Source organism: Oleiharenicola lentus, from assembly GCF_004118375.1.
GTDB lineage: Bacteria > Verrucomicrobiota > Verrucomicrobiia > Opitutales > Opitutaceae > Lacunisphaera > Lacunisphaera lenta.
The window spans coordinates 26,088-51,791 of the sequence record NZ_SDHX01000002.1 but is presented as its reverse complement, the minus strand read 5'-3'; the positions used below and the strand labels follow the sequence as shown (position 1 = coordinate 51,791).

Genomic DNA, 25,704 nt, shown 5'->3' with positions numbered 1-25,704 from the left:
GGGCCGGTGCGTCATTCTCCGTTTTATGGGGAGTCTGCGCAACCGTTGACTTTGTTCATCGGTCGAAAACGGGAAAGGTTTAGTCCATCAACCCGGTCATAATGACCGGCATGCGTCATGGTTCAGGGTTGCTTCCCCGGGGCCCCGACGGAAGCCTCTCGCCGCTCCGCCCCATGTCCACGCACCGCCTCGTCACGCCCCCGGGTGACCGTCTCCGCCGCCTCTCGCCCTTCGGCCTCGGCCACACCAAGCCGAAGCATTTTCGCGACATGATGAAGGTCGCGTGGGACAACCGCGACAATCTCGGCTACGCGTGGAAGGTGCTCAGTCGCGGCGTGTGCGACGGCTGCGCGCTGGGTGTGGCCGGCCTGCACGACTGGACCATCGACGGCGTTCATCTGTGCATGACGCGCTTGAATCTCCTCCGCCTGAACACCATGCCGGCGATGGATTCCGCGGTGCTGGCCGATGTCGAGCCGCTTCGGAGGATGGATAACCGCGCGCTCCGGCAGCTCGGGCGTCTGGCCTACCCGATGCGGCGTCGGCGCGGCGAAAAAGGTTTCACCCGCATCACCTGGTGCCAGGCGCTCGCCACGATCGGCGCCCGCCTCGGCTCCACCGACGCACACCGCATGGCGTTTTTCGTTACCGCGCGCGGCGTGACCAACGAGATCTACTACGCCGCGCAAAAGGTCGCGCGTTTCCTCGGCACCAACAACGTCGACAACGCCGCGCGCCTCTGCCACTCGCCCTCGACCGCCGCGATGAAGCACATGCTCGGGCTCGCGGCCACGACGTGCAGCTACACCGACTGGTGGGGCACGGACGTCGTCGTGTTCTTCGGCTCCAATCCCGCCAACGACCAGCCCGTCTCCACCAAATACCTGCACATCGCCAAGAAGCGCGGCACGAAGATCATCCTCGTCAACCCCTACCTAGAGCCCGGCATGCAGCGCTACTGGGTGCCCTCGACCGCGAGCAGCGCGCTCTTTGGCTCGGATCTCGCCGACTATTGGTTCCCGGTCGGGCAGGGCGGCGACATCCCCTTCGTCTACGGTGCGCTCAAGCACCTCATCGAGACCGGCCGCATCGATCGCGCCTTCGTGGATGCGCACACCAACGACTGGCCCGAACTCGAGGCGCGCGTGCGGTCGCTTGACTGGACCGAGTTGGAGAAAGGCGCCGGCCTCCCGCGTGCGAGCCTCATCGAGTTCGCGGAGCTCATCGGCAACGCGCGCACCGGCGTGTTCGTCTGGAGCATGGGCATCACCCAGCACGAGTGGGGCGCCGACAACGTCCGCATGATTCTCAACCTCGCGCTCGCCCGCGGGTTTCTCGGGCGCGACAAGTGCGGCGTCATGCCGATCCGCGGCCACTCGTCCGTGCAGGGCGGCGCGGAGATGGGTGCGTATTCCACGGCCTTCCCGGGCGGCAAGACCGTCAATCCCGAGAACGCCGCCGCGCTGAGCGCGCACTACGGCTTCCCCGTGCCCGACTGGCCGGGTCTCACCGCGACGGAAATGGTCGAGGCCTCGTATCGCGGCGAGCTCGACGCCTTTTACATGATCGGCGGCAACTTTCTGCGCACGCTGCCGGATCCCGACCACGTCGCCGAGGCGCTCGCGCGCGTGCCGTTCCGTGTTCATCAGGACATCATGCTCACCGACCAGATGCTGCTCGATCCGGCCGACGAGGTGATTCTGCTGCCGGCCAAGACGCGCTACGAACAGGATGACGGCGGCACCGAGACGAGCACGGAACGCCGCGTGATGTTTACGCCCGAGATTCCGCGCGAGGTCGGCGAGGCCCGCGCCGAGTGGAGGATTTTGTTGCAAGTCGCCGCTTCGGCCCGCCCCGAGCGCGCCGAATTGCTCGGCTGCCACACCGGCCAGGAAATGCGCGAGGAAATCGCCCGCGTCGTGCCGTTCTACGACGGCATCCAGCATCTCAAGCAGACCGGCGACGCCTTTCAATACGGCGGCCCGCACCTCTGCGCCGGCGGCGTGTGCCCAACCGAGGACGGACGGGCGCGTTTCGCCGTCGTTGACTTGCCGGACCGCGCACCGCGGCCGGAGGGCGTGTTCCATGTCAGCACACGCCGCGGCAAGCAGTTCAACACGCTCATCTACGCCGAGGTGGACCCGCTCAACGGCGCCGCGCGCGACGCCATCCTCATGAACGAGGAGGATGCCGCGGGTTTGCACCTGATGCACGGTGATCGCATCGCGCTCGTTAACGACCGGGGCCGCTACGAGGGCCGGGTCTTTCTCGCCCCGCTCGCGCCGGGCAACCTTCAGATTCACTGGCCCGAGGGCAATCACCTCATCCGCCGTGGCATCGCCGACCGCGGCGGCGGCGTGCCGGATTACAACGCGCACGTACGGATAGAAAAAATGCCTTGATGCAGGTCCGGCCTCCGTGTCGGCCGTAGCTGGTGCTGAGACCAGCCCTCCAAGAAGCCCGATGAAGTCCGTCACCAAACCCATCTCCCTCCACGCCACCCGCACCGTGCAGCGGCGCAAGGCGACCGCGATCACCGAGGAGCGCGACGATCTCGCCGTCGAGGAGCCTTTGGAAATCCGTGTCGAGGACCGTCCCGTGGCCGTGGCGATGCGCACGCCGGGCCATGATGAGGAACTCGCCGCCGGTTTCCTCCTCACCGAGGGTGTGGTCGCGCGCCGCGAAGACATCGTCGCGATCGCGCCCGCCAGGGCGAAGCGGGGCGGGGGAGTGGAGCCCAACATCGTGAATGTGAAGCTCGCACGCCCCGAGGCCGTGGATTTTGCCCGGCTCACGCGACACGTTTTCACCGCCAGCAGCTGCGGCCTCTGCGGCAAAGCCACCATCGCCGCCGTGCAGGCGAGGAGTCCCGCGCTGGCGCCCAACGCCGGACCGCGCGTTGCCGCCGATGTGCTCGCGAAAATGCCGCCGACTCTGGCTCTCGCCCAGGAAACCTTCCAGCGCACCGGCGGACTCCACGCCGCAGGCCTTTTCAGCCCCGACGGCAAGCTGCTCGTCACGCGCGAGGACGTCGGCCGCCACAACGCCGTGGACAAGGTCCTCGGCCATCTGCTGCTAAGCGGGAGCATCGATCCCGCACAGGTTGTGCTGCTGGTCAGCGGACGCGTGGCCTTCGAGATTGTGCAGAAGGCGCTCGTGGCGCACATTGCTTTCATCGCCGCTATCTCCGCGCCGACGAGCCTGGCGGTGGATTTTGCCCGCAGCAGCGGCCAGACGCTGGTTGGCTTCCTGCGCGACGGCCGCATGAACATTTACGCCGGCGCCGACCGGGTGGGGGAGTAACCTCTTGTGGCCGCGCTTGAGTCCCGCCATCGGGGGGATAAAAGCGTGGTCTTCACTGTGCCACCCCGCTGTCCCAGCGGTGTGACACGTCTCGGGTGAAGTGGGACATTGCGGCCCGTTTTGGCTCAACTTCAGGAGTCTGGAATTGAGCCTTTAACAATTTAAAATGATGTCTCTCAGCAAGTAGCGATGATGTCCCGTTGCCGGGGCACGTTGCCAGCTAGAGCGCGGGTATGAGCAAGATTCTCGGCATCGACCTTGGCACCACGAATTCCTGTATGGCGATCATGGAGGGCGGCGAGCCCGTCGTCATCCCCAACGCGGAAGGCGCGCGCACCACGCCGTCCATCGTCGCATTCACCAAGACCGGCGAGCGCGTCGTCGGACAGGCCGCCAAGCGCCAGGCCGTGACCAACCCGAAGAACACGATCTTCTCCGCGAAACGTTTCATCGGCCGCAAGTTCTCCGAAGTGAAGGCCGAGGCCGCCAACATGCCGTTCAAGGTCGTCGAGGGCAAAAACGGCGACGCCTACATCGAGGTGCAGGCCGGCGACAAGACCGAGACCTTCGCGCCGCAGCAGATTTCCGCCTTCGTGCTCGCGAAGCTCAAGGCCGACGCCGAGGCCTACCTCGGCGAAAAGGTCACGCAGGCCGTGATCACGGTCCCCGCCTATTTCAACGACGCCCAGCGCCAGGCCACCAAGGACGCCGGCAAGATCGCCGGCCTCGAGGTGCTCCGAATCATCAACGAGCCCACCGCGGCCTCGCTCGCCTATGGCCTCGACAAGAAGAAGGACGAGAAGATCGCCGTGTTCGATCTCGGCGGCGGCACCTTCGACGTTTCCATCCTCGAGATCGGCGACGGCGTGTTCGAGGTGAAGGCCACCAACGGCGACACCCACCTCGGCGGCGACAACTGGGACGAGACCATCATCAACTGGCTCGTGGACACCTTCAAGAAGGAGAACGGCATCGACCTCCGCAAGGACGCCATGGCCCTCCAACGCCTGAAGGAAGAGGCCGAGAAGGCCAAGATCGCCCTCTCGTCCGCCACCACCTACGACATCAACCTGCCCTTCATCACGGCCGACGCCTCGGGCCCGAAGCACCTCAACGTGCAGCTCACCCGCGGCAAGATGGAGCAGATTTGCGACAGCCTCTTCGAGCGCTGCATCCAGCCCTTCAAGAACTGCCTCAAGGACTCCGGCGTCTCCACCGACAAGATCGACGAGCTCGTGCTCGTCGGCGGCATGACCCGCATGCCCAAGGTCGTCGAGATCGCCAAGCAGCTCGGCGGCAAGCCGCCCCACCAGGGCGTGAACCCCGACGAGGTCGTCGCCATCGGCGCGGCCGTGCAGGGCGGCGTGCTCAAGGGCGAGGTGCGCGACGTGCTCCTCCTCGACGTGACCCCGCTCACCCTCGGCATCATGACCGCGGGCGACGTCGCCACGCCGATGATCCCGCGCAACACCACGATTCCCTCCAAGAAGACGCAGGTGTTCTCCACCTACAGCGACAACCAGCCCGGCGTCGAGATCGTGGTCCTCCAGGGCGAGCGCCCGATGGCCCGCGACAACAAGACCCTCGGCACCTTCAAGCTCGACGGCATCCCGCCGGCGCCGCGCGGCACGCCGCAGATCGAGGTCACCTTCGACATCGACGCCAACGGCATCCTCAACGTCCACGCCAAGGACAAGGGCACCGGCAAGGACCAGAAGATCACCATCCAGGGCTCCTCCGGCCTCTCCAAGGAAGAGGTCGAGAAGATGACCAAGGAAGCCGAGCTGCACGCCGCCGAGGACGCCAAGCGCAAGGAGGCCGTCGAGACCAAGAACCAGCTCGACACCACCATCTACCAGATGGAAAAGAGCCTCAAGGACGCGGGCGACAAGGTCCCCGCCGACGTGAAGGGCAAGATCGAGACGGCCGTGGCCGACGCCAAGAAGGACCTCGAGTCCGCCGATGTCGCCAAGATGAAGGCCGCCCTCGAAAATCTCCAGAAGGTCGGCGCCGAGCTTTACCAGCAGGCGCAGGCCGCCCAGGCCGCCGCCGGCGCCCAGCCGGGTGCCGAACCGGAGCCCGAGCCCGCCGCCGCTGCGGCCGAGCCGAAGAAGGCCAAGAAGGCCGACGGCAAGGTCGTCGATGCCGACGTCGAGATCGTTGACGACGAGAAGAAGTAAGCTTTCCCGCGAGCCCGCCTCTCCTTTCCGGGAGCGGGTTCGCATTTTATCCACCACATACTTCAACCCAAACCCACATAACCAACATGGCTAAAGTGAATATCAAACCCATCGGTGATCGCGTGCTCGTGCAGCACATCGAGGAGAAGGAACAGGTCCGCGGCGGGATCATCATCCCGGACAGCGCCAAGGAAAAGCCCCAGGAGGCCAAGGTCATCGCCCTCGGCACCGGCAAGAAAGATGAGAACGGCAAGGTCACGCCCTTCGAGGTGAAGGTCGGCGACAAGGTCCTCATCTCCAAATACGGCGGCACCGAGGTGAAGATCGACGACCAAAAGTTCACCCTCGTCCGCGAAGACGACATCCTCGGCGTCATCGCCTGAGGCCCACGACCCAAACTTAAACTTAAAACTTAAACTTAGAAAAAATTATGGCAGCCAAACAACTCCTGTTCGACGAAGCCGCCCGCCAGAAAGTGCTCCGCGGCGTCGAGGTTCTCTCCAAGGCCGTTAAGGTCACCCTCGGGCCCAAGGGCCGCAATGTCGTCATCGACAAGAAATTCGGTTCCCCGACCGTCACCAAGGACGGCGTGACCGTCGCCAAGGAAGTCGAGCTTCCCGATCCCTACGAGAACATGGGCGCCCAGATGGTCAAGGAGGTCGCCTCCAAGACCAGCGACAGCGCCGGTGACGGCACCACCACCGCGACCGTGCTCGCCGAGGGCATCTACCGCGAGGGCCTGAAGAACGTCACCGCCGGCTCCAACCCGGTTTACCTGAAGCGCGGCATCGACAAGGCCGTTGAGGCCGCCGTCGCCGAGCTCGCCAAGATCTCCAAGAAGGTCAACGACCGCGAAGAGATCCGCCAGGTCGCGACCGTCTCCGCCAACTGGGACACCACCATCGGTGAGATCATCGCCGACGCCATGGACAAGGTCGGCAAGGACGGCACCATCACCGTCGAGGAGGCCAAGTCCATCGAGACCACCCTCGACGTCGTCGAGGGCATGCAGTTCGACAAGGGCTACCTCTCGCCCTACTTCGCCACCAACATGGAGGCCCAGGAGGCCGTCCTCGAGGACGCCTACGTGCTCATCCACGAGAAGAAGATCTCCAACCTCCAGGAGCTGCTCCCGCTGCTCCAGACCGTCGCCAAGAGCGGCAAGCCCCTCCTCGTCATCGCCGAGGAAGTCGAGGGCGAGGCCCTCGCCGCGCTCGTCGTGAACAAGATCCGCGGCACGCTCAACGTGTGCGCCGTCAAGGCCCCCGGCTTCGGCGACCGCCGCAAGGCCATGCTCGAGGACATCGCCGTCCTCACCGGCGGCAAGTGCATCACCGAGGACCTCGGCCTCAAGCTCGAGAACCTCACCGTGTCCGACCTCGGCAAGGCCAAGCGCATCGTCGTCGACAAGGAGAACACGACCATCGTCGAGGGCTCCGGCAAGTCGTCCGACATCCAGGGCCGCGTGAAGCAGATCCGCCGCCAGATCGAGGAGACCACCAGCGATTACGACCGCGAGAAGCTCCAAGAGCGCCTCGCCAAGCTCGCCGGCGGTGTCGCCGTCATCAATGTCGGCGCGGCCACCGAGGCCGAGATGAAGGAGAAGAAGGCCCGCGTGGAAGACGCGCTGCACGCCACCCGTGCCGCCGTGGAAGAGGGCATCGTCGCCGGCGGCGGCGTCGCGCTCCTCCGCACCGTCAAGGCCATCGAGGCCCTCAAGCTCGAGGGCGATGAGGCCTTCGGCGCCCAGATCGTGCGTCGCGCGATCGAGCACCCGATCCGCATGCTCTGCACCAACGCCGGCGTCGACAGCGGCGTCGTCGTGAAGGAAGTCCTGGCCGGCAAGGGCAACTTCGGCTACAACGTCGCCACGGGCGAATACGAGGACCTCGTGAAGGCCGGCGTGGTGGACCCGACGAAGGTCACCCGCACCGCGCTCCAGAACGCGGCCTCGATCTCGGGTCTGCTGCTCACCACCGAGTGCATGATCACCGAGCTCCCCGAGGACAAGAAGGCCCCCGCAGCCCCCGCCGGCGGCGGCATGGGCGGCATGGACTATTAACCCCGACTCGTCGGCCTCGGCTCCGGTCAACCCGGAGCCGGGGTGGACAAATCGATGATTTGGCCAGGCTAAGTCCGATGAGCCCGAGACTCTCCAGTCTCAGCTAAAACTTCGAGGCGCTTTCCCCGACGGGAAAGCGCCTTTTATTATCTACGAGTGTATTTTAATGAGCGAATCCTCACAAAAGAATTGTCCTGAGTTTCTGTCTGCTGCTCGTAATCTTCGCATACTTGAGGAAGGCGTTCAGGTTTGTCTTTTGAACAAGTTGCGCATGCCAGCGCAGATTCTACTGTTTTGTTGGTGCGACGTAATAGCGGCCATGACCGATAAAGACGCACAGCGCTATTGGTCGACGAAATCGAAGACTATTGAGTGGATCGACCGTAATGTCGTGCCAAAGCTAAGCGTGCCTGTAACAGGCACCGAAATTTATGCTGCGAGATGCGGTGTTCTCCACGGTTTCACGGTAGAGTCGAGCGAGGTCAAAAATGGCACTTGTAGGAGAATTGCGTTTACTGACCTTCCAGAGCACGCGGTGAATGTGGCTGCACTGCTGGACAGGATGAAAACTGCCAAGTTTGAGCATGAGCCGCACGCGATCGTGAGTATCATCGAGTTCATGGAGGTTATGTCCAGTGCGACCAAGAATTCCCTCACAGCAATTCAAAGTGATCCTGAGTGGACACAAAAATTCATAGCATTTTCTGAGGAGCAACTGGACTCCTTTCAAGTGAACCCAGAAATAGGTGCGAGTAGCAAATCGAGTAGAGATTATCACGCGAGCCCCCAAGATTAGCATGGGAGACATTCTAATCCCTCCTCCCATAGCTCCTATATGGCGTCGGGTTTATGGGGACTAGCTGATTCAGCTTCTTCGCCTGATCGTGCAGATTGTCGGACGATTCTGAAAAGCCATAAGCTAGAGACAGCCGTCACACAAAGGTAGAGAGCAATGCCAGTTTCCTTCAGATAAATAGTCAACCAGAGAGCCCCAGTGTTTACCGTCCCATATGCGAGAAAAGCGCCGAGTAATTTCCAGAATCTTGGCCGGAATAGGGCGCGGACAGCATAAAGGAGTGCTTCACGAAGCCCTTCGAAAAATTCGAGCATGAATGACCACGCGCTGTGAAGTAGAATGAATAGCAGCGGAAGGCCGATAAAAAAAATCAGGAGCGCCAATAGCACTTCAAGGACCATGGCTCTAAGGTCGCGTGGTTTGTCGACTTGGTCAAATTGAACCAGTGCCGAGCGGGCCGAGTAGGGGTCTAGCTTTGTAGTTTGTGGCTGGGGTGCCCCAATCTCTCTGCGGCCCTCCTGCCTTTCTCCGCGCTTAAAACGGTTCGGTCCGACCTTTGTGCGGCTTCGTGTCTTGGTGGTGAACATTACTCTGTTTAGCCCGCTTGCGGGCTGCTCCTCCCCCGAGTCCTGAATCAGCTCTTGCGAGAGCAGGGTGGCCGGGTAGGTATCCGCGATGCGGATTCAGCGCCTTTCCTTCGTGATTTGGGCGGTCCTCCTGTTGAGTGCAGCCCCGCATGTGTTGGGTGACACGGCGAACAAACCGGTGGCCAAGGAGAAGACGGTTGAGCTGCCCGCGCTGAGAGTGGTCGGTGATCCGGTGGAAGATTTCGGATTTCGGGTGTCGCCGGTGTTTGATTCCAGCCGGTCCTCCGGCCTGCTGCGCACTTTCACGCCGGTGGTGGACATGGTGCTGCCCAACACGGCGGCGTCCAAGGCCGGCCTGCGGCCGGGAGATCGAATTGTGCTGGCGGACAATATGCCGACCGGCAGCCACAGCCGGGCCTTGCGGGAGTGGCAACGGCTGCAGAAAAAGAAGTGGGCCGAGATCGAGTCCGGTGCGACGGGCATCCTTTGGACGCTCGTGGTCGAGTCGGTGTGGGCGAAAGGGGATACACGCTTCGTGCGGCTGGAACTGCCCACGGCCGCGCCCCATTGGGGAGCTACCATCTGGCAAACGCCGCCGGACCGGAAGCCCGTGAGAGTCCCGGAACCCGGACCATTGGCGACGAGGGCGGAGGAGATCCTGAACAACGGCATCTGGATGATCCTGCGCGAGACCTACCAGAAAGGGTTCGATCTGCCCACGGATGCGGCCAATCCCTCGTTTCTTTGTTTTCAGTGGACGCTGTGGGACGAGCGCGGCGGTCACCGGATGTGGGTGAGCCGCCAGCGCGGCCGGACCGACATCATTATCGAGGCCATCGTGCGGTCTAACAACCAAAGCGTATTCGGCGGCACCACGCCCAGCCGCACACCGGATCAAACGCTTGCGTCGGTCGTCACGACCCTGGCAACGAGCGGCGTGGCCTACCTGACATCGCCGTCCGGCCGCTTGGAGAAAGCCGTGAAGCTCGGCCAGGAGACTGAACTGCCGATAGATGCGGCGACGGCCGGCTTTCACGCCGAGATGGATTTCTGGCTCAACCAAGTGGGCAAGACCTCGCCGCTGTGGCCACTTGGCGTGATCGAGCCCGCTACAGTGCGGAGATGAAGGGGCGCAAGAGGGCGCCGGAATAGTCAGGTTATGGCCATTGATACTCCTGCCCGACAAGCGCAGTCTGGCTGGCGCGGGCCTATGACACTTCCACCGCCGTTGCACGTTTGCCACGATTTCACGCGGCTGGTTGTCTGTCCGCATGCCCCACCTCCTCGACTACCGTCGTCTGTTTGTGCGTGAGCGCGTGGCGGTCATCAAGCTGACCGACACCTATGACCTTCTGGACCCCGACACCCAGGCCGTTGTTGGCGTCGCCCGCGAAAATGTCAGTGGGCTGGTGAAGTTCTTCCGCCTGTTGATCGACAAGTCGCTGATGCCGACGACCGTCGAAATTGCCCCCGGCGAAAACCAGCCGCCGGTGCTGATCATCAAGCGCAACGTCGGCTTTCTCCGCAAGAAGGTGACGGTCTTCGACGCTCAGGGCGGGCAGCTCGGCTATTTCAAATCCAAGATCCTCAGCCTCGGCGGCGGCTTCCTCGTTTACAGCCCCGACGGCCAGCAGTTCGCCGACGTGAAAGGCGACTGGAAGGGCTGGAACTTCAAGTTCCTCGACGCGACCGGCCAGGAGATGGGGCTCGTCACCAAGAAGTGGGCCGGCCTCGGCAAGGAGCTCTTCACCTCGGCCGACAACTATATCGTCGAGATCAAGGAAGGCACGGCCAACAACGCGCTCCTCATCGCCGCCGCCATCGCCATCGACACGGTGCTGAAGGAAAAGCAGTAAGCGGGTGATATCCGCCAGATCAACTCGGCCGGTCCTGCTGGAAGGGGTGACTGAACTGTGGCTGCGTTGGAGCGTAGCGACAACGTGGTGTTGCACCGCCACGCTTTCATCCCGCAACAGCGGGACTCAAGCGCTGCTACACATTTTTGGAAAGGCCACAGCCGGGGCTCCAACCCCAGCTTGACCGCCCGTCACTCCGCCGGTTCGCCCAGCAGCGTGAGGTTCTCAACCTTGAAGGGTGCGGTGAAGGTCTGCAGGTCGGCGTAGGTTTCCACGACGAGCTTAGCCTTGGCGGGGAAGCCCTGCTCCGACTCGTAGGTGTAAGTGTAGCTGTCGTTGAAGCCGCTGTAGCCGCGGCGATTCAGCTCGGTCTTGTTGCCGCCCACGACGAGGAACAGCGCCTTGATGTCGTCGGGACGCAGCGCGATCTTCAGCTCCAGGTTCTGGCCGTCGAGGGATTCGATCTGAGCTTCCAGCGCCTTGCCGGCCGTGCCCGCCGCGAACTTGGCGAAGCCGAGGTCCACTTCCTTGGTGCCGGCGGCCACGGTGAACTGCAGGTGGCCGGAGACTTCGCGGATGCCCTTCACGCCGCGACCGGGCAACGCGAGCTTGGCGTCGAACATCACGTGCGTTTTGTCCTCGGACAGGCTGGGGAAGGAGATGCGGCGGCTCCACTCCGACTCGGGCAGGAGGTCGGTGCCGTCGTCGGCCACGGCGGTTTCGAGCGCGCACTCCTCGGTCAGCGCGAGCACGCTGCCGGGCAGTTCGGCCAGCAGCGCCACGGAATAGCCCGGCTCCTCGTTGAACGGGCGGACGCTGATTCCCTCGGGAACTTCGCGCACGAGACGCACGCCGAGGACACGCACGCTTTTCAGCTCGCCGCTCTGCGCCGGCGCGGCCGCCGCGACGGGACCGGCGCCAAGCTCGGCGCGGAGGGCGGCAAATTCCTCCTGGGCGGCGGCGACCTCCGCCTCGTAGTCAAACACCGCGCTGTTGCCGAGCCCGGTGACGGTGGCCTGCACGGGGCCCTTCTCACCGAAGAGCAGTTTGCTCATTTCCTCGTCCATGGGCGGACCAGCTTCGGGGTCCATGACGCCGGAGTTGCGGGCCATCCAGGTGTCGTCGTTGATCAGCGCGTCCATGGCGCCGAGCATCTTGGCGCCGTCGAAGCTCAGGCTCAGGCCACCGGCGCCGTCTTTCTGGAAGGCGGTGGATTTCCCCGCGCGGCCGGGCAGGTGGAACACGACCTCGTGCTTCATGGCGCCCATGATCATGGCCATCATCGGCTTCATCTGCTGATATTTGGCGCGGCCCTCCTTGATCTTGGCGGCGGCCTGCTGCGGCGTGAGATTTTCGTCGGCGGTCTTGGCGGCCTTCTTGCCCTCGCGCTTGTCCTTGGCGCGCAGGCTGAGGGTGCCGGTGCCGCCGTCGCGCACCCAGTCAAACTCGAGCATCGTCTGGTTGGGGATGTCGAGGTCCGACAGGTTGCGGAAATAGGCCGTGCCCTTGAAGGAGATGCGACCGTCTTCGAGGATCTCGTGGCTCACGTCGCGCCAGGCGTCCACGCCCTTCGCTTTGGTCAGGAGTTCGGCGACGGCGGCCTTGGCCTGCTTCTCCGTGCCGCCTTGGCCGCCGCCGGTGATGTCCATCGTCTGGAACGTGGACGAGTGGACCACCTTGCCCGAGCCGTCGGGGTTGAGCGTGAATTCCTGCTTCGTTTCGAAACACCCTGCGAGAAGTCCCAGGACGGCCAAGCCGCCGAGGACGTTGAAGATCCTGCAACCGGTGAGCATGCTCATGGGGCGTTGATACGCTCCCGGTCGTCTCGCGGCAAACGCATAGTGGCCCGGCCGGATGGCCCATGGCTTCAGGCAAAGTCTCTCAATGGTCGGGACAAGCAACTCATGGCGAAATAGCGGCGAATAGGGTATTTTGTCTCCAGTTCCAGTTTAGGCTCCTTTACCCCATGAACTCCCTGTCCGTTACCTGGCGCAGCCTGGCCTGCGTCCTCTTCAGCCCGGTCTTGGCGCTCGCGCAGAGCGTCGCGGTCACCGTCAACACCGGCACCGCCGTCCGCACCGTGGACGAGCGCGTGTTCGGCCTGAACGCCACCATGTGGGACGGGGAGGCGGGCAGCGCGCAGACGGTCAACCTGATCCAGCAGGCCGGCGTGCGCACGATCCGCATCCCCGGCGGCTCGCTGTCCGACGAGTATCACTGGCGCGTCAACAAGACCCTGAACAACACCTGGACCTGGTCGAGCGGCATGAACAAGTTCGCCGACCTCATCACGGGTGTGAACGCGCAGGCCTTCGTCACGGTCAATTACGGCAGCGGCACGCCCGAGGAAGCCGCCGCGTGGGTCGCCTACGCCAACGCCGCCACCACGTCCGACGCCGCCATCGGCACCGACAGCAAGGGTTATAACTGGCAGAACGCCGGCACCTGGGCCGCGTTGCGCGCCGCCGCCCCGCTCGGCACCGACGACGGCATGAACTTCCTGCGTCGCAGCCGCGCCACGCCCTACGCGTTGAAATACTGGGAAATCGGCAACGAGTGCTACGGCTCCTGGGAAACCGATCAGCAGGCGGTGCAGTGGGACCCGTTCACCTACGCCACCCGCGCGAAGGACTACATCACGCGCATGAAGGCCGTGGACCCCACGATCAAGATCGGCGTGGTCGTGCAGGCCAACGAGGACGAACTCGACGCCAAGTCCCCGCAGACCCCGCTCGTCACCAATCCGCGCACCGGCGCGGCGAAGAAGGGCTGGACGCCGCGCGTGCTCGCCCGGCTCAAGGAACTCGGCGTGACGCCCGATACCGTCATCTACCACCGCTACGAGCAGGCGCCCAAGGCCGACGCCATCACCTGGGGCGGCGCCTACGAAAACGACGCCACCTTGCTCCAAAAGGCGAAGACCTGGCCGACCGATGCCGCCGCCATTCGGCAGATGGTCACCGACTATCTCGGCGCGACCGAGGGCGCGAAGGTCGAGATCGTCGTCACGGAAAACAACTCCGTCTATGCCAAGCCCGGCAAGCAGACCACCAATCTGGTCAACGGCCTGTTCCTCGCCGACAGCATTGCCAACGTCATGCAGACCGAGATCAACGCGCTGCTTTGGTGGGATCTGCGCAACGGCACCGATTTCACCAACAACAACGGCACCGACCTCTACGGCTGGCGCGGGTGGGGCGACTACGGCATCATTTCCTCGGCCGCTTCCGGCGGTCCCGCCACTTCCTACGAAGGCTATCCGACCTACTATGCGTTCAAGCTGCTCTCGAAGTTTGCGCGCCACGGCGACTCGGTCGTGCAGGCCACCAGCGGCAGCAGCCTCCTCTCGGTCTTTGCCGTCAAGACGCTCGCCGGCGACACGAATCTCCTCGTGATCAACAAGGACCCGTCAGCCACGACCACCGCGAATTTCACCGTGAACGGTTTCACTCCGGCCTCCTCCGCGAGCGTCTTCAGTTACGGCAAACCGCAGGACGACGCCGCCAAGCCGGGCGGCAGCGGCGCCACCGATCTCGCCAGTTCGACGATGACGGTTTCCGGCGCGAGCTTCAGCGCCTCGTTTGCCCCGTATTCGATGACCGTGATCGCGCTGTCGCCCGCCAGCACGACGCCTACGACCCCAACCACGCCCACGACGCCGACCACTCCCACCGCACCCAGCACGGGCGGCGGCGGTGGTGGTGGCGGCGGTGGTGCGCCCTCGCTTTGGTTTGTCGGCGTGCTCGCTGCGCTCGCGTGGGTCCGCACGTTCCGGAAATATAGCCGCGCTTGAATCCCGCGCCTGCGGGATGAGAGGGTGGTCTTCGGCTTCGTGTCACCACGCTGTCGCTGGGCTCCAGCGGGGCTACAAAACTCGCGCGTGTTGCTTCGGGGAGGGCTCGGCTTCCGCTGAGCCGTTCAACAGCCTGTTGGGTATTCACGGCCCAGCTGCATCTGGGCCTTCCGCGGATAGGCCTGCGCTCATCGCACCCACCTTGACGCCCGCCGGGCATTGAGCTGTGCTGTGAGGTAACCCGCCGCCTTGGGCCAGGACGGCATTACCCCAAATCCCATGATTGGCCATGCACCCCTTGCCCGGCGTTGCGTTGCACTGCTGTTTATTCTGGTCTGCGCGCTCATCTGCCAGGCCGCGCGCATCGGTGTTACCACCGGCGACGAGTCCGCCCGCCGGCGAATCGAGGAACTCCGGGCGGAGATCGCGCGGCATGACGCCCTCTATTTCAAGCAAGCCAAGCCCGAGATCACCGATGCCGAATACGACCGGTTGAAGCAGGAGCTGGCTTTCCTGGAAACGGCCAATCCGCAGCTCGCCGCTCCCGCGCCGGCCGTGGGCGACGACCGCACCGGGTCGCTCCCCGACGTGCCCCACCGGGAGCGCATGGGCAGCCTCGACAAGGCCTACACCGAGGCGGAGTGGCGTGCGTTTCATGCCCGGCTCACCAAGGCGCTGGGCCGCACCGACCTCGTCTTCGTGGTGGAGCCGAAATACGACGGCCTCGCCATCAGCCTGACCTACGAGCGCGGTGAACTGGTGCGAGCCGTGACCCGGGGCGATGGCAAGGAGGGCGACGACGTTACCGCCCAGGTGCGGGCCATCGAATCCCTGCCTCACACCCTCAGACCCGGAGCGCAGCCGGCACCCGCGCTCGTTGAATTGCGCGGAGAAATCCACGTGGAGATTGCGGAGTTCGTCCGGATCAACCGCGAGCGCGAGGCGGCGGGGGAGGAACCCTTCGCGCACCCGCGCAATCTTGCCGTCGGCACGCTCAAGTCAGCAGACGACAGCGAAGTGGCGGACCGCCGGCTTTCCCTCGTCTTGTTCGGCTGGGGCGCGTGGCAGGGCGGCGCGGCGCCGAAGTCGCAGCTCGAATTCCTCGGCCAGTTGGGCGCGTGGGGCCTGCCGGTGGTCAAAGACATCCGCATCGCGCGCACGGCCGACGAAGCTTGGGCGGCGGTCAATACGCTCAGCCGTGACCGCGCCAAGCTGGGATTTCCCATCGATGGTGCCGTGGTAAAACTCGACGATGTCGCCTTGCGCGCCCGCCTGGGCGAGTCCGACACGGCGCCGCGCTGGGCCATCGCCTGCAAGTATGCGCCCGAGCGGGCGGCCACGATCTTGCGCGGCATCACGCTGCAGGTGGGCCGCACCGGGGTGCTGACCCCGGTGGCGGAGTTTGATCCGGTTGCCGTGGGCGGAGCCACGATCAGCCGGGCCACGCTGCACAACCGCGACGAGATTGCCCGACGCGACCTTCGCCTCGGTGACACCGTGGAGATCGAGCGCGCGGGTGAGGTTATACCGGCCGTCGTGGGCGTGCGCCTCGACCGGCGACCGGCGGAGGCGCGGCCATATCTTTTTCCCGCGCGCTGTCCGGCTTGCGACACACCGCTGGTGGCCAAATCCGACGAGGCCGCGGTGCGCTGTGTGAATGCCCGGTGCCCGGCGCAACGGCAGCGCCGTCTGGAGCATTTCGCCTCGGCGCAGGCCGTGGATCTGGACGGCTTTGGCGCGGCGACCATCGCGGCGCTGGTCAAGGCCGGCCATTTGAAAACCCCGGTCGATTTTTACCGCCTGCGTCCGACCGATCTGTTGGCAGTGGAAGGCATCGGCGAGAAAACCGCCGACCGCCTGTTGGCGGCGATCGAGCGGAGCAAGTCGGCCGAGCTGTGGCGTTTTGTTGCCGGCTTCAGCATCCCCCAGGTTGGCGCGGTCACCTCGCGGGAGTTGGCGGCCCTCGCGGGTGATCTGGCCGGCTTTGCCCGACTGGGCGGCGACCGGTTGAAGACTGCCGTGGACCAGGCCGTGGCCGAGTCGGTGGCGGATTTCCTGTCCCGCGCGGAAAACCAAAGCGACCTCAGGGCCTTGATCGCAGCCGGAGTCAGAGCCAAAGCCGACCCGCTCGCCCGCGCGAATCTGCAGGGCAAGGTGTTTGTCTTCACCGGCACGCTGCCCGGCCTCCCGCGCGCGCAGGCCGCGCAACTGGTGCAGGCGGCGGGCGGCGTGGTGCGCGACAGCGTCAGCCGGCAGACGGATTATGTCGTGGCGGGCGAAGGGGCCGGGGAGAATTTGGCTGAGGCGACGCGGCTCGGTGTGCGGGTGCTATCGCCGAGGGAGTTTACGGCCATGTTGGCGCTGCCGTAACTCTTGCCAGCGGCGGCCCGACCGTGTTCCGTGCCGGGTCATGGAAATCATCTTTCTCGGCACGGGCACGTCGCAGGGCGTGCCGATGATCGCGTGTGATTGTCCGGTGTGCACTTCGCCGGACGCCCGCAACCGCCGGACCCGCGCCTGCATCCACGTGGTGATGGACGGCCTGCACGTGCAGGTGGACGCCGCGCCGGAGTTCCGGTTGCAGTGTTTGCGCGAGGACGTGCGGCAGATGGACTTTTTCATCCTCACGCACGGGCATGCCGACCACGTCGTCGGCATGGATGACCTGCGGCGCTTTTGCGACCTGATCGGCGGCAACGCGCTGACGGTGTATTCGACCGACGAAGGCATGGCGCGCGTGCTGGCGATCTTCCCCTACGCGATCGCGGAGCGGCCGATCACAAAAGGCTACGCCGCCTTCAAGCTCACGCCGATGCCTGAGGTGCTCGAACTGCCCCAAGGAACGATCCGCTCCACGCTGCTCCCGCATGGCGGCATCAACACGCTCGGCCTAGTCTTTGAAGAGAAGTCCTCGGGCAAACGCTTCGCCTACTACAACGACTGCAAGCGCATCCCCCGCGAAGCGGTCGCGCTCGCCCAAGGAGCCGATGCCGTCGTTCTGGATGGCCTGCGCGTCGAGCCGCACCCCTCCCACATGAACATCGAGGAGGCCTGCGCCGCCGCCGCGGAGATAAAGGGCAAGGCGACATGGATCACCCACCTCACGCACGGCATCGACCACGCGACGTGGAGCGAGAAGCTCGCTCCGCAGGGGGTGCAGCTGGCTTATGACGGCTTGCGGGTCAGACTGTAGCGGCGCTCTGGGAGCGTCGGGGTCGGCAGAAACGCCTCAGAACGGCCAGACTGTCGGAATCACATACATGGCCACGGCGAAGCAGATCAGGTTCAGGGGCACGCCGATCTTGACGAAGTCTTTGAAGCGGTAGCCGCCGATGCCATAGACGTAGGTGTTGGTCTGGTAGCCGATCGGCGTGGCGAAGGCGGCGGAGGCCGCGAAGCAGACTGCGATGACGAAGGGCCGCGGGTCCACGTTGGCGGCGGCGGCCATGCCGATGGCGATGGGCGTCATGAGAGCGGCGACGGCGTTGTTGGAGAGAATCTCGGTCAGCACCATCGTGACGAGGTAGAGACAGGCGAGCATGACCATCGGCTTATGCGGGCCGCTCACGAACAGGTTCACGCCGCTCACGATGTTGTTGGCGACCCAGGCGGCGGCGCCGGTGTGCTGCATGGTCGCGCCGAGGGCGAGCATGCCGAAGATCACAAACAACAGCCGCCATTCGATCGCGTCGTAGGCGTCCTTGGGTTTCAGGCACCCGGTGAGGCACATGAGCACCGCGCCCGCAATCGAGCCGACCTCGATGGGCACGACACCGAAAGTTTCGCCGAGGATGACGGCGGCGAGGGTGGCGAGCACGAGCGGGATGCGGGTGTGCAGCGAGAACGAGGGCAGGGGCGGTCGGTCGAAGAGGATGATGTCGTCGCCTTGGCGCAACCCGGCGACGGCCTGCGGCGTGCCCATCAGCAGCAGGATGTCGCCCATCTGAAGGGGCAGGGTCTCGATTTTTTCGCGGACATTTTCTCCGTCACGCAACACGGCCAGCACGATGGCGCGGTAGCGCTGGCGGAAGTTCAGTTCGCTGATGGAGCGGCCGATGAGCTCCGAGTTTGGGGCAACGGCGCCCTCGAAAACCACGCCCTCGTGGGCGGCGATCTGTTCCAGGCCGGCTTCGGCGGTGAAGTCGAAACCCGGCATCGCGCGGGCCCGGGCGATGCCCGAGGGACGGCAGGACAGCACCAACCGGTCGCCTTCGCTGAGCGGCGTGACCTCGGGGTCCACGGTGATGGCCACGCCGTCGCGCACCACTTCGATCACGCGGAATCCGCGCGCCGACACCAATCCGGCGGATTTGAGGCTTTTGCCGATCAAGGGTGAGGCGGGCGGGACGAAAGCTTCGGTGAGATACTCACGGCGTTCCTCATCGCTGAGGATGGAGGTGAGCGACTCGCGGGCGGGCAGCAGGTATTTGCCGGCGAGGGAGAGATAGAGGGCGCCGATCACGGCGGCGGGCACCCCGATAGAGGCGAGTTCCAGCATCGACATTGCGGGTTCGCCACGGTCCACGAGGATGCCATTCACCACGAGGTTGGTGGACGTGCCGATGAGGGTGCAGCTGCCGCCCAGCACGGAGGCATAGGAGAGCGGGATCAGGAACTTCGAGGCGGGCAGCTTCATCTTGCGCGCGAGGTTCAGGATCACGGGCACAAACACCACCACGACGGGCGTGTTGTTGATCCACGCCGACACGAATGCGATGAGCGCGATTAGCAGGAAGAGCACGATCTGGTAGGGCAGGACGGCCGCCTTCTCGAACCACGAGGAAAGGTAGTCCAGCGCCCCGCAGCGCACTAGCGCCGCACTGAGCACGAACAGAGCTGCGACCGTGATGGGCGCGGGGTTGGCGAAAACCGCCATTGCCTTCTCGCGCGGCAGTACCTGGGTGAGGAGCAGGGTACAGAACACAGCCAAGGCCACCACGTCCGGCGGGTATTTCTCCCACAGGAACGCAAGCAGGGCCAGCAGCAGCAGGCCGAGGACAAAGGCGATTTCCCAAGTCATGAAGGCAGCAATCGGCTTACTAGGCTCAGGCTCGAAGGCGAGTCTAGGTTTTGCAACGGTCACCAGATGATTTATGACAACTTGCTCAAATAGAGATTGCTATAATTCCTACTAAAGGAATGTAGATTAAATCACTGGCCTATGAAACTCTCCAAACGCGGCGAATACGCCCTGCGCTCCCTGATCAACCTTGGCATCGCCGCCAAGGTCGGGCGCCGGCTCGTGCGCGTGACGGAACTGGCCAAGGCCGAGGACCTGCCGATCAAGTTTCTGGAGCAAGTCATGCAGCAATTGCGTGAGGCCGGTTACGTGGAGAGTGAGCGGGGCAAGCATGGCGGCTACCGTCTCGCGAAGCCGGCGGAGGCAATCCCCATCGGCGCCGTCGTGCGGCTGATTGACGGACCGCTCGCCCCCATCGGCTGCGTCAGCCAAACGGCCTACGAGCCCTGCAACTGCCCCGACGAGGCGCACTGCGGCCTGCGCATGCTCATGCTGGATGTGCGCAATGCCATCGCCGCCATTCTCGACCGCTACACGCTCGCCGACGTCGTCGAGGTGACCACGCGCAAGATGCTCACGAGTGGCAAGCCACTGCCGTTCAGCGCAGACGGCCAGATCCTTCCGGCCGCGACCCGCGCCAAGGGCCGCACGTCCAAGTCGCGGGCCCCGGTCTCCAGTCCTACCGAGGGAGTCATCCACCAGATTTTGGGAGATTATGCCATATGAGCCAAATCAGCCAGCCTGCCGCACCCGCGGCTTCCCCCGAGTGGCTGCGCGTCGTGCAGCAGAAAGTCGAGACGCTCCGTTTCGGCGTCGTCCAGCTCGTCGTCCATGACGGCCGGGTGACCCAGATCGAGCGGACCGAGAAGACCCGCATCACCGCGCCGCCCAGCAACAGCCAGGACAGCACCGCCCTGTGACCCATTTCCGCCGACCGCTCTCCCGCGGAGGCATTTCGCCAAAACCTCTGCCATCCCAAGCAAACCGACCCGACCACGGGAAGTTTCCTCACCCAAGTCAAAACCATCATTCCCATGAGGAACTTCAGTCTCCGCCCAACCGCGTCCGCGCTTATCGCGCTACTGGCGCTCCCCGCCGCCTTGCCGGCCGATGAACTCTCCCTGCTTCGCGACCAGCTGCACCAGCTTGAGCAGAAAATCCTGATCCTTGAGCGCAAGCATGAGCTCAAGGACGAGGCCGCCAAAGCCGCTTCCAAACCCACTGCCGTCACCGCCGCCGACAGCCGTGTCGAGATCGCCTCCGGCGACGGTGCCACCTCGCTGCGCCTGCGCGGCCTGGTGCAGGCCGACTATCGTTACTACGATGCCGCCAACGACCCGGCCGACACCTTCCTGCTCCGGCGCGCCCGCCTGATCTTCGAGGGCAAGTTCAACAACCTCTTCAGCTATGTCATCCAGCCCGAGCTGGCCGGCACCATCCAGATCCTCGACGCCAACCTGAACGCCGCCATCACGCCGGCCTTCAACGTGCGCCTCGGCAAGTTCAAGACCCCCGTCGGCCTCGAGCAGCTCCAGTCCGACCCGGTCGCGTTCTTCAACGAGCGCTCCGTCGCCACCAACCTCACGCCCAACCGCGACGTCGGTCTCGCCATTCATGGCGACGTCTTGGGCAAGACCGTAAATTACACGGTCGCGTTGCTGAACGGCGTCCCCGATGGCGGCAGTTCCAGTGGTCCCGATGGCGACAGCGATAAGAGCATCGCGGCCCGCGTGTTCGCCACACCGTTTGCAAACGATAAAGATTCACTGCTCAACGGTCTCGGCGTCGGCTTCGCCGTCAGCGTCGGCGACTACGGCACTACGGCAGGGCGCACCGGCGGTTACCGCACCGACGGCCAGCAAACCTTTTTCAGCTACGATGCTTCCGTTGTCGCCGCTGGCCAGGGCCTTACCTGGTCCCCGCAGGCCTATTTCTACCAAGGGCCCTTCGGCATCCTCGCCGAGTATGTCGGCTCCTCCATCGAGGTGCAGCGCCCGACCTTTGGCGTGCGGAAGGTCGAGAACTTCGGCTACAACCTCTCGGTCGGCTACGTGCTGACCGGCGAGGACACCACCTACCGCGGCGTGACGCCCAAAACCGTGTTCAATCCCGCCGCCGGCACCTGGGGCGCATTCGAAATCGTCGGGCGGATCTCCGGCCTTGATGTGGACGACACCGTCTTCGCCGGACCGGCCGGCTCCCGTTTGGCCAATCCCAACACCAGCGCCACCCAGGTCACAGCCTACGGTCTCGGTCTGAATTGGTTCCTGTCCCGCTCCGTGCGGGCCAATTTCAACCTTTTCCAGAACAAATTTGAACTCGCTCCCGGAGCGGCGCCCGCAGCTGACGCGCTCATTGCCGACGACGAGACCACGTTCATCACCCGAGTGCAGCTCGCTTTCTGAACTGGAGAATTAATTCCATGAAACCGTTATATTTTCTGATCCTCACTCTGCTCGTTCCGGTGCTGGCGGCGGCGGAGAAAACCGTCATCCGGGTGGGTTACTTCCCGAACGTGACCCATGCACAGGGCGTCATCGGCAGTCACGGCACTCGCGATGGCCGCGGCTGGTTCGAGCAGCAGCTCGGCCCGGATGTCACCGTCCAGTGGTTCCCCTTCAACGCCGGGCCCAGCGCGATGGAGGCGATCTTCGCCGGGTCCATTGACCTCACCTACGTCGGCCCCAACCCCGCGCTCAACGCCTACATCCGTTCGCGCGGCGACGAGATTCGCGTGCTGGCCGGCGCTGCTCAGGGCGGCGCGGCCCTCGTGGTCCCGGGCAGCGGGAAAATTTCTACCCCCGCGCAGTTTAAGGGCCTGCGCCTCGGCACCCCGCAGCTGGGCAACACTCAGGACGTGGCCGCCCGGGCCTGGCTGGCCGCGCAGGGTTTCCGCATCACCCTCACCGGCGGCGATGTGTTCGTGTTGCCCACCGCCAATCCGGACCAGCTCGGGCTTTTCCAGCAGGGCCGCCTCGACGCGGTCTGGACCGTCGAGCCCTGGGTCTCGCGCCTGGAGCTGGAGGCCGGCGGCAAGGCGCTGCTCGAGCAGCCTGACGCGATCACCACCATCCTGGTCACCAGCGTGAAATTCCTGCGCACGCAGCCGGCCCTCGTGGCCAAGTTCAAGGCCGCCCACCTTGGCCTCACGGACTGGATCAACGCCCATCCTGACGAGGCCCGCGAGCGTGTGCGTGCCGGCCTGAGCGCGGAGACCAAGCGCGAGATTTCCGCCGTGCTGGTCGCCAGCGCGTGGAAGCGGCTTACCTTCACCGGCGAAGTGGCGCAGCCCCGATTTGACGCCCTCGTTAAGGAGGCGCAGAGCGTCGGCTTCCTGCGCAACGCCATCCCGCTCGACCGCCTGTTCTCCTCCCAGCCATGACCCCGGAACTCCAATCCCCGCCCTCCGCGCGGCTCGCCATCGACAAGGTATCCAAGTGGTTCGAGACCTCGCGCGGTCGCGTGCATGCGCTCGACAACATCAGCCTGCAGATCACCGAGGGCGAGTTCGTGTGCCTGGTCGGACCCAGTGGCTGCGGGAAATCCACGTTGCTGAACATGATCGCGGGATTGGAGCTGCCGGGGCAGGGCACTGTCGCGGCGGCCGGCCAGCCGATCAAGGGGCCGAGCCGCGAGCGCATGATGATGTTCCAGGAGTCGGCGCTGTTTCCCTGGCTCGATGCTTTCGGCAACGTCATGTTCAGCCTCAAGCGCAAGCCCGGCCTGACCGATGCCGAGCGGCGCGAGATCGCGGACTACTACCTGAAGCTCGTGGGGCTGGAGAAATTCCGCCACGCCAACATCCACGAGCTGTCCGGCGGCATGAAGCAGCGCGTGGCCCTCGCGCGCTCGCTCGCCCCGAATCCCCGTGTGCTCCTGATGGACGAACCGTTTGCCGCGCTTGATGCCATGACCCGCGAGCAGCTCTACGGTGACCTGCAGCGCATCTGGCAGCAGCGCAACGTGACCATTGTTTTCGTCACGCACAACGTGCGCGAGGCGGTGTGCCTCGGCGATCGCGTCGTTTTGTTTTCACCGCATCCCGGACGCATCCGCGAGGAGTTCCGGGTGGAGCTGTCCCGCCCGCGCGACATCAACAGCGTCGAGGTGGCGGGTTACGCCACGCGCATCACGCGGACCCTGAAGGAACACATGGAACACGGAGCCGGCATCTGATGAAACGATTTCTTACCGCATCCGCCTTTTTCCTGCTGCTGATTGGCGCCTGGCACTGGGCCTTCGTGGCCAAAATCTGGTCGCCCGTCCTCGTGCCCTCGCCGGAAAGCGTGGGCCTCTACCTCTGGGAGGCGCTGCGCGACGGCACGCTCTGGGCCAGCTCGGTGGTTACGATGAAACGCCTGGTCGCCGGCTATCTCATCGGCCTGGCCGCGGGCGTGCCGCTGGGTTTCCTCACGGCCCGCGTGCAGACCCTGCGCGACACACTCGGCGTGCTGGCGCTGGGCCTGCAGGGGCTGCCGAGCGTCTGCTGGGTGCCGCTGGCACTGTTGTGGTTCGGTCAAACCGAGGGCGCCATGCTCTTCGTCGTGGTGATGGGCACGCTGTGGTCCGTCATCCTCGCGACGGAGACCGGCGTGCGGAACGTCAACCCGCTCTACGTCCGCGCGGCCAGCACCATGGGCTCGACCGGTCTGCACATGTGGGTCTTCGTCATGCTGCCGGCCTCGCTGCCGTTCATCGTCAGCGGCATGAAGCAGGGCTGGGCCTTTGCCTGGCGCTCGCTCATGGCGGCGGAGATTTACGTGACCATCCTCACCGGCTTCGGCCTCGGCCACCTGCTGCATTACGGCCGCGAGCTGAACGCCATGGAGCAGGTTGTCGCCATCATGCTGCTGATCGTCCTGATCGGTCTGCTGGCGGACAAAATCCTGTTCTCCCCCTGGGAGAAGTTCCTGCACCGCCGCTGGGGCACGGAAAAATAACTCGTGATAGGACATGGCTCCCATTTGCCTTTCGGTCGCTTTTCACTGAACTGACGAACCTCAACCCCCACGCCCACCATGGCCAGGATCTACAACGACATCACCGAAACCATCGGCAACACGCCGCTCGTGCGCCTCAACCGCACCGCCGCCGCCCACGGGGCCCAGGCGGAAGTCCTCCTCAAGCTCGAGTTCTTCAACCCGCTCTCCAGCGTGAAGGACCGCATCGGTTTCTCGATGATCGATGACGCCCTGAAGTCAGGCAAGATCACCCAGGACACCGTCCTGATCGAGCCGACCTCCGGCAACACCGGCATTGCCCTGGCCTTCGTCGCCGCGGCCAAGGGCCTCAAGCTCATCCTCACCATGCCCGAGACCATGAGCACCGAGCGCCGCAAGCTGCTCAAGATCCTCGGCGCGCGTCTCGTTCTCACCGAGGGACCCAAGGGCATGAAGGGCGCCATCGCCAAGGCCGAGGAGTTGCAGGCCAAGATCAAGGGCTCCGTCATTCTCCAGCAGTTCGCCAATCCCGCCAATCCCGCCATCCACCGCAAGACCACCGCCGAGGAGATCTGGAAGGATACCGACGGCAAGGTGGACATCGTGGTCGCCGGTGTCGGCACCGGCGGCACGGTCACCGGCGTCGGTGAGGTGCTGAAGCAGAAGAAAGCCGGCGTGAAGGTCGTCGTGGTCGAGCCCGACGCGTCCCCGGTCCTCTCCGGCGGCGCCCCCGGCCCGCACAAGCTGCAAGGCATCGGCGCCGGCTTCGTGCCCGCCGTGCTCAACACCAAGGTTTACGACGAGGTCATCCGCGTGAAGGAGGCCGATTCCGGTCCGGTGTCGAAGCAGGTCAACCAGCTCGACGGCATTCCGATCGGTATCTCCTCCGGCGCCATCGTCTGGTCCGCGCTCCAGCTGGCCAAGCGCCCCGAGAACAAGGGCAAGCAGATCGTCGCCATCATCCCGTCGAGCAGCGAGCGCTACCTCTCCACCTGGCTCTTCGCCGACGTGAACGTCGAGAGCGACTCGATCGACGACCTCCTGGCGTCGAACGCCTGAGAGAGGGCTGCGACAGAATTCTAGTTTCAAGCCGGCGCCGCAGGGTGCCGGCTTTTTGTTTTCAGATTCGTGGAGGGCCGAACTCCTGTGAGGCCGGGTTTAGCACTG

General features: G+C 64.6%; 20 protein-coding genes. 18 read left to right on the top strand and 2 right to left on the bottom strand.

What is annotated here, in order from left to right; all coding sequences use genetic code 11:
• Positions 1-173 precede the first annotated feature (173 nt).
• From ESB00_RS13900 to ESB00_RS13865, 8 genes are all read left to right on the top strand, one after another.
• Entirely contained in the window at positions 174-2,402 is a 2,229-nt protein-coding gene (locus ESB00_RS13900) for an FdhF/YdeP family oxidoreductase (RefSeq protein ID WP_129048402.1), read from the top strand.
• 61 nt (positions 2,403-2,463) lie between these two features.
• Complete coding sequence (fdhD, locus tag ESB00_RS13895; protein WP_129048401.1) at positions 2,464-3,303, top strand: formate dehydrogenase accessory sulfurtransferase FdhD; 840 nt, start codon at positions 2,464-2,466, stop codon at positions 3,301-3,303.
• 233 nt (positions 3,304-3,536) lie between these two features.
• Positions 3,537-5,483: a molecular chaperone DnaK gene (gene dnaK, locus ESB00_RS13890; protein ID WP_129048400.1), complete on the top strand. Its 1,947-nt coding sequence runs from the start codon at positions 3,537-3,539 to the stop codon at positions 5,481-5,483.
• 86 nt (positions 5,484-5,569) lie between these two features.
• The gene (locus ESB00_RS13885; RefSeq protein WP_069960464.1) at positions 5,570-5,866 is read left to right on the top strand and encodes a co-chaperone GroES; all 297 of its coding nucleotides are present in this window, start codon (positions 5,570-5,572) and stop codon (positions 5,864-5,866) included.
• 47 nt (positions 5,867-5,913) lie between these two features.
• Positions 5,914-7,545: a chaperonin GroEL gene (groL, locus tag ESB00_RS13880; RefSeq protein WP_129048399.1), complete on the top strand. Its 1,632-nt coding sequence runs from the start codon at positions 5,914-5,916 to the stop codon at positions 7,543-7,545.
• 166 nt (positions 7,546-7,711) lie between these two features.
• Positions 7,712-8,341 (top strand): hypothetical protein, encoded by a 630-nt coding sequence (locus ESB00_RS13875; RefSeq protein WP_129048398.1) that lies wholly within the window; start codon positions 7,712-7,714, stop codon positions 8,339-8,341.
• Positions 8,342-9,106: 765 nt separating this feature from the next.
• Complete coding sequence (locus ESB00_RS13870; RefSeq protein ID WP_218938761.1) at positions 9,107-10,054, top strand: PDZ domain-containing protein; 948 nt, start codon at positions 9,107-9,109, stop codon at positions 10,052-10,054.
• A gap of 145 nt (positions 10,055-10,199) precedes the next feature.
• Entirely contained in the window at positions 10,200-10,784 is a 585-nt protein-coding gene (locus tag ESB00_RS13865) for an LURP-one-related family protein (protein ID WP_129048396.1), read from the top strand.
• A gap of 191 nt (positions 10,785-10,975) precedes the next feature.
• On the opposite strand, the gene ESB00_RS13860 is transcribed toward ESB00_RS13865, so the two are convergent.
• A complete protein-coding gene (locus ESB00_RS13860) occupies positions 10,976-12,583 on the bottom strand; it encodes a hypothetical protein (RefSeq protein ID WP_129048395.1) in 1,608 nt (535 codons plus the stop codon).
• Positions 12,584-12,750: 167 nt separating this feature from the next.
• On the opposite strand from ESB00_RS13860, the gene ESB00_RS13855 reads away from it, so the two are divergent.
• From ESB00_RS13855 to ESB00_RS13845, 3 genes are all read left to right on the top strand, one after another.
• The gene (locus ESB00_RS13855; protein ID WP_129048394.1) at positions 12,751-14,577 is read left to right on the top strand and encodes an alpha-L-arabinofuranosidase; all 1,827 of its coding nucleotides are present in this window, start codon (positions 12,751-12,753) and stop codon (positions 14,575-14,577) included.
• A 279-nt stretch (positions 14,578-14,856) separates the two neighbouring features.
• Complete coding sequence (ligA, locus tag ESB00_RS13850) at positions 14,857-16,947, top strand: NAD-dependent DNA ligase LigA (RefSeq protein WP_129048393.1); 2,091 nt, start codon at positions 14,857-14,859, stop codon at positions 16,945-16,947.
• A 40-nt stretch (positions 16,948-16,987) separates the two neighbouring features.
• On the top strand, positions 16,988-17,770 hold the full coding sequence (locus tag ESB00_RS13845) for an MBL fold metallo-hydrolase (protein WP_129048392.1): 783 nt from the start codon (positions 16,988-16,990) through the stop codon (positions 17,768-17,770).
• A gap of 36 nt (positions 17,771-17,806) precedes the next feature.
• Here the strand turns inward: ESB00_RS13845 and ESB00_RS13840 are convergent, their stop codons facing one another.
• A complete protein-coding gene (locus tag ESB00_RS13840) occupies positions 17,807-19,597 on the bottom strand; it encodes an SLC13 family permease (protein ID WP_129048391.1) in 1,791 nt (596 codons plus the stop codon).
• A gap of 141 nt (positions 19,598-19,738) precedes the next feature.
• Between ESB00_RS13840 and ESB00_RS13835 the strand changes: the two genes are divergently transcribed.
• From ESB00_RS13835 to cysK, 7 genes are all read left to right on the top strand, one after another.
• Positions 19,739-20,323, top strand: coding sequence for an RrF2 family transcriptional regulator (locus tag ESB00_RS13835; RefSeq protein WP_129048390.1), 585 nt, complete (start codon positions 19,739-19,741; stop codon positions 20,321-20,323).
• A complete protein-coding gene (locus tag ESB00_RS13830) occupies positions 20,320-20,517 on the top strand; it encodes a YezD family protein (RefSeq protein WP_129048389.1) in 198 nt (65 codons plus the stop codon). Before ESB00_RS13835 ends, ESB00_RS13830 begins: the two co-directional genes overlap by 4 nt.
• A 114-nt stretch (positions 20,518-20,631) precedes the next feature.
• Positions 20,632-22,002, top strand: coding sequence for an OprO/OprP family phosphate-selective porin (locus tag ESB00_RS13825; RefSeq protein WP_129048388.1), 1,371 nt, complete (start codon positions 20,632-20,634; stop codon positions 22,000-22,002).
• Between the two features lie 17 nt (positions 22,003-22,019).
• A complete protein-coding gene (locus ESB00_RS13820; protein WP_129048387.1) occupies positions 22,020-22,979 on the top strand; it encodes an ABC transporter substrate-binding protein in 960 nt (319 codons plus the stop codon).
• Positions 22,976-23,773 (top strand): ABC transporter ATP-binding protein, encoded by a 798-nt coding sequence (locus ESB00_RS13815; protein WP_129048386.1) that lies wholly within the window; start codon positions 22,976-22,978, stop codon positions 23,771-23,773. The genes ESB00_RS13820 and ESB00_RS13815 overlap by 4 nt, the downstream gene beginning before the upstream one ends.
• Positions 23,773-24,537, top strand: a complete 765-nt coding sequence (locus ESB00_RS13810) for an ABC transporter permease (protein ID WP_129048385.1) — start codon at positions 23,773-23,775, stop codon at positions 24,535-24,537. Before ESB00_RS13815 ends, ESB00_RS13810 begins: the two co-directional genes overlap by 1 nt.
• Before the next feature lie 78 nt (positions 24,538-24,615).
• Complete coding sequence (cysK, locus tag ESB00_RS13805; protein WP_129048384.1) at positions 24,616-25,596, top strand: cysteine synthase A; 981 nt, start codon at positions 24,616-24,618, stop codon at positions 25,594-25,596.
• The last annotated feature ends 108 nt before the right edge of the window (positions 25,597-25,704 follow it).

Bases quoted from the DNA above. Each gene is read 5' to 3' on its own strand.
- ESB00_RS13860 (WP_129048395.1), bottom strand. From the start codon at position 12,583: ATGAGCATGCTCACCGGTTGCAGGATCTTCAACGTCCTCGGCGGCTTG.
- ESB00_RS13885 (WP_069960464.1), top strand. From the start codon at position 5,570: ATGGCTAAAGTGAATATCAAACCCATCGGTGATCGCGTGCTCGTGCAG.
- ESB00_RS13830 (WP_129048389.1), top strand. From the start codon at position 20,320: ATGAGCCAAATCAGCCAGCCTGCCGCACCCGCGGCTTCCCCCGAGTGG.
- ESB00_RS13840 (WP_129048391.1), bottom strand. From the start codon at position 19,597: ATGACTTGGGAAATCGCCTTTGTCCTCGGCCTGCTGCTGCTGGCCCTG.
- ligA (WP_129048393.1), top strand. From the start codon at position 14,857: ATGATTGGCCATGCACCCCTTGCCCGGCGTTGCGTTGCACTGCTGTTT.
- cysK (WP_129048384.1), top strand. From the start codon at position 24,616: ATGGCCAGGATCTACAACGACATCACCGAAACCATCGGCAACACGCCG.
- ESB00_RS13855 (WP_129048394.1), top strand. From the start codon at position 12,751: ATGAACTCCCTGTCCGTTACCTGGCGCAGCCTGGCCTGCGTCCTCTTC.
- ESB00_RS13900 (WP_129048402.1), top strand. From the start codon at position 174: ATGTCCACGCACCGCCTCGTCACGCCCCCGGGTGACCGTCTCCGCCGC.
- ESB00_RS13820 (WP_129048387.1), top strand. From the start codon at position 22,020: ATGAAACCGTTATATTTTCTGATCCTCACTCTGCTCGTTCCGGTGCTG.
- ESB00_RS13875 (WP_129048398.1), top strand. From the start codon at position 7,712: ATGAGCGAATCCTCACAAAAGAATTGTCCTGAGTTTCTGTCTGCTGCT.
- ESB00_RS13845 (WP_129048392.1), top strand. From the start codon at position 16,988: ATGGAAATCATCTTTCTCGGCACGGGCACGTCGCAGGGCGTGCCGATG.
- ESB00_RS13865 (WP_129048396.1), top strand. From the start codon at position 10,200: ATGCCCCACCTCCTCGACTACCGTCGTCTGTTTGTGCGTGAGCGCGTG.
- ESB00_RS13835 (WP_129048390.1), top strand. From the start codon at position 19,739: ATGAAACTCTCCAAACGCGGCGAATACGCCCTGCGCTCCCTGATCAAC.
- fdhD (WP_129048401.1), top strand. From the start codon at position 2,464: ATGAAGTCCGTCACCAAACCCATCTCCCTCCACGCCACCCGCACCGTG.
- ESB00_RS13810 (WP_129048385.1), top strand. From the start codon at position 23,773: ATGAAACGATTTCTTACCGCATCCGCCTTTTTCCTGCTGCTGATTGGC.
- ESB00_RS13825 (WP_129048388.1), top strand. From the start codon at position 20,632: ATGAGGAACTTCAGTCTCCGCCCAACCGCGTCCGCGCTTATCGCGCTA.
- dnaK (WP_129048400.1), top strand. From the start codon at position 3,537: ATGAGCAAGATTCTCGGCATCGACCTTGGCACCACGAATTCCTGTATG.
- ESB00_RS13815 (WP_129048386.1), top strand. From the start codon at position 22,976: ATGACCCCGGAACTCCAATCCCCGCCCTCCGCGCGGCTCGCCATCGAC.
- groL (WP_129048399.1), top strand. From the start codon at position 5,914: ATGGCAGCCAAACAACTCCTGTTCGACGAAGCCGCCCGCCAGAAAGTG.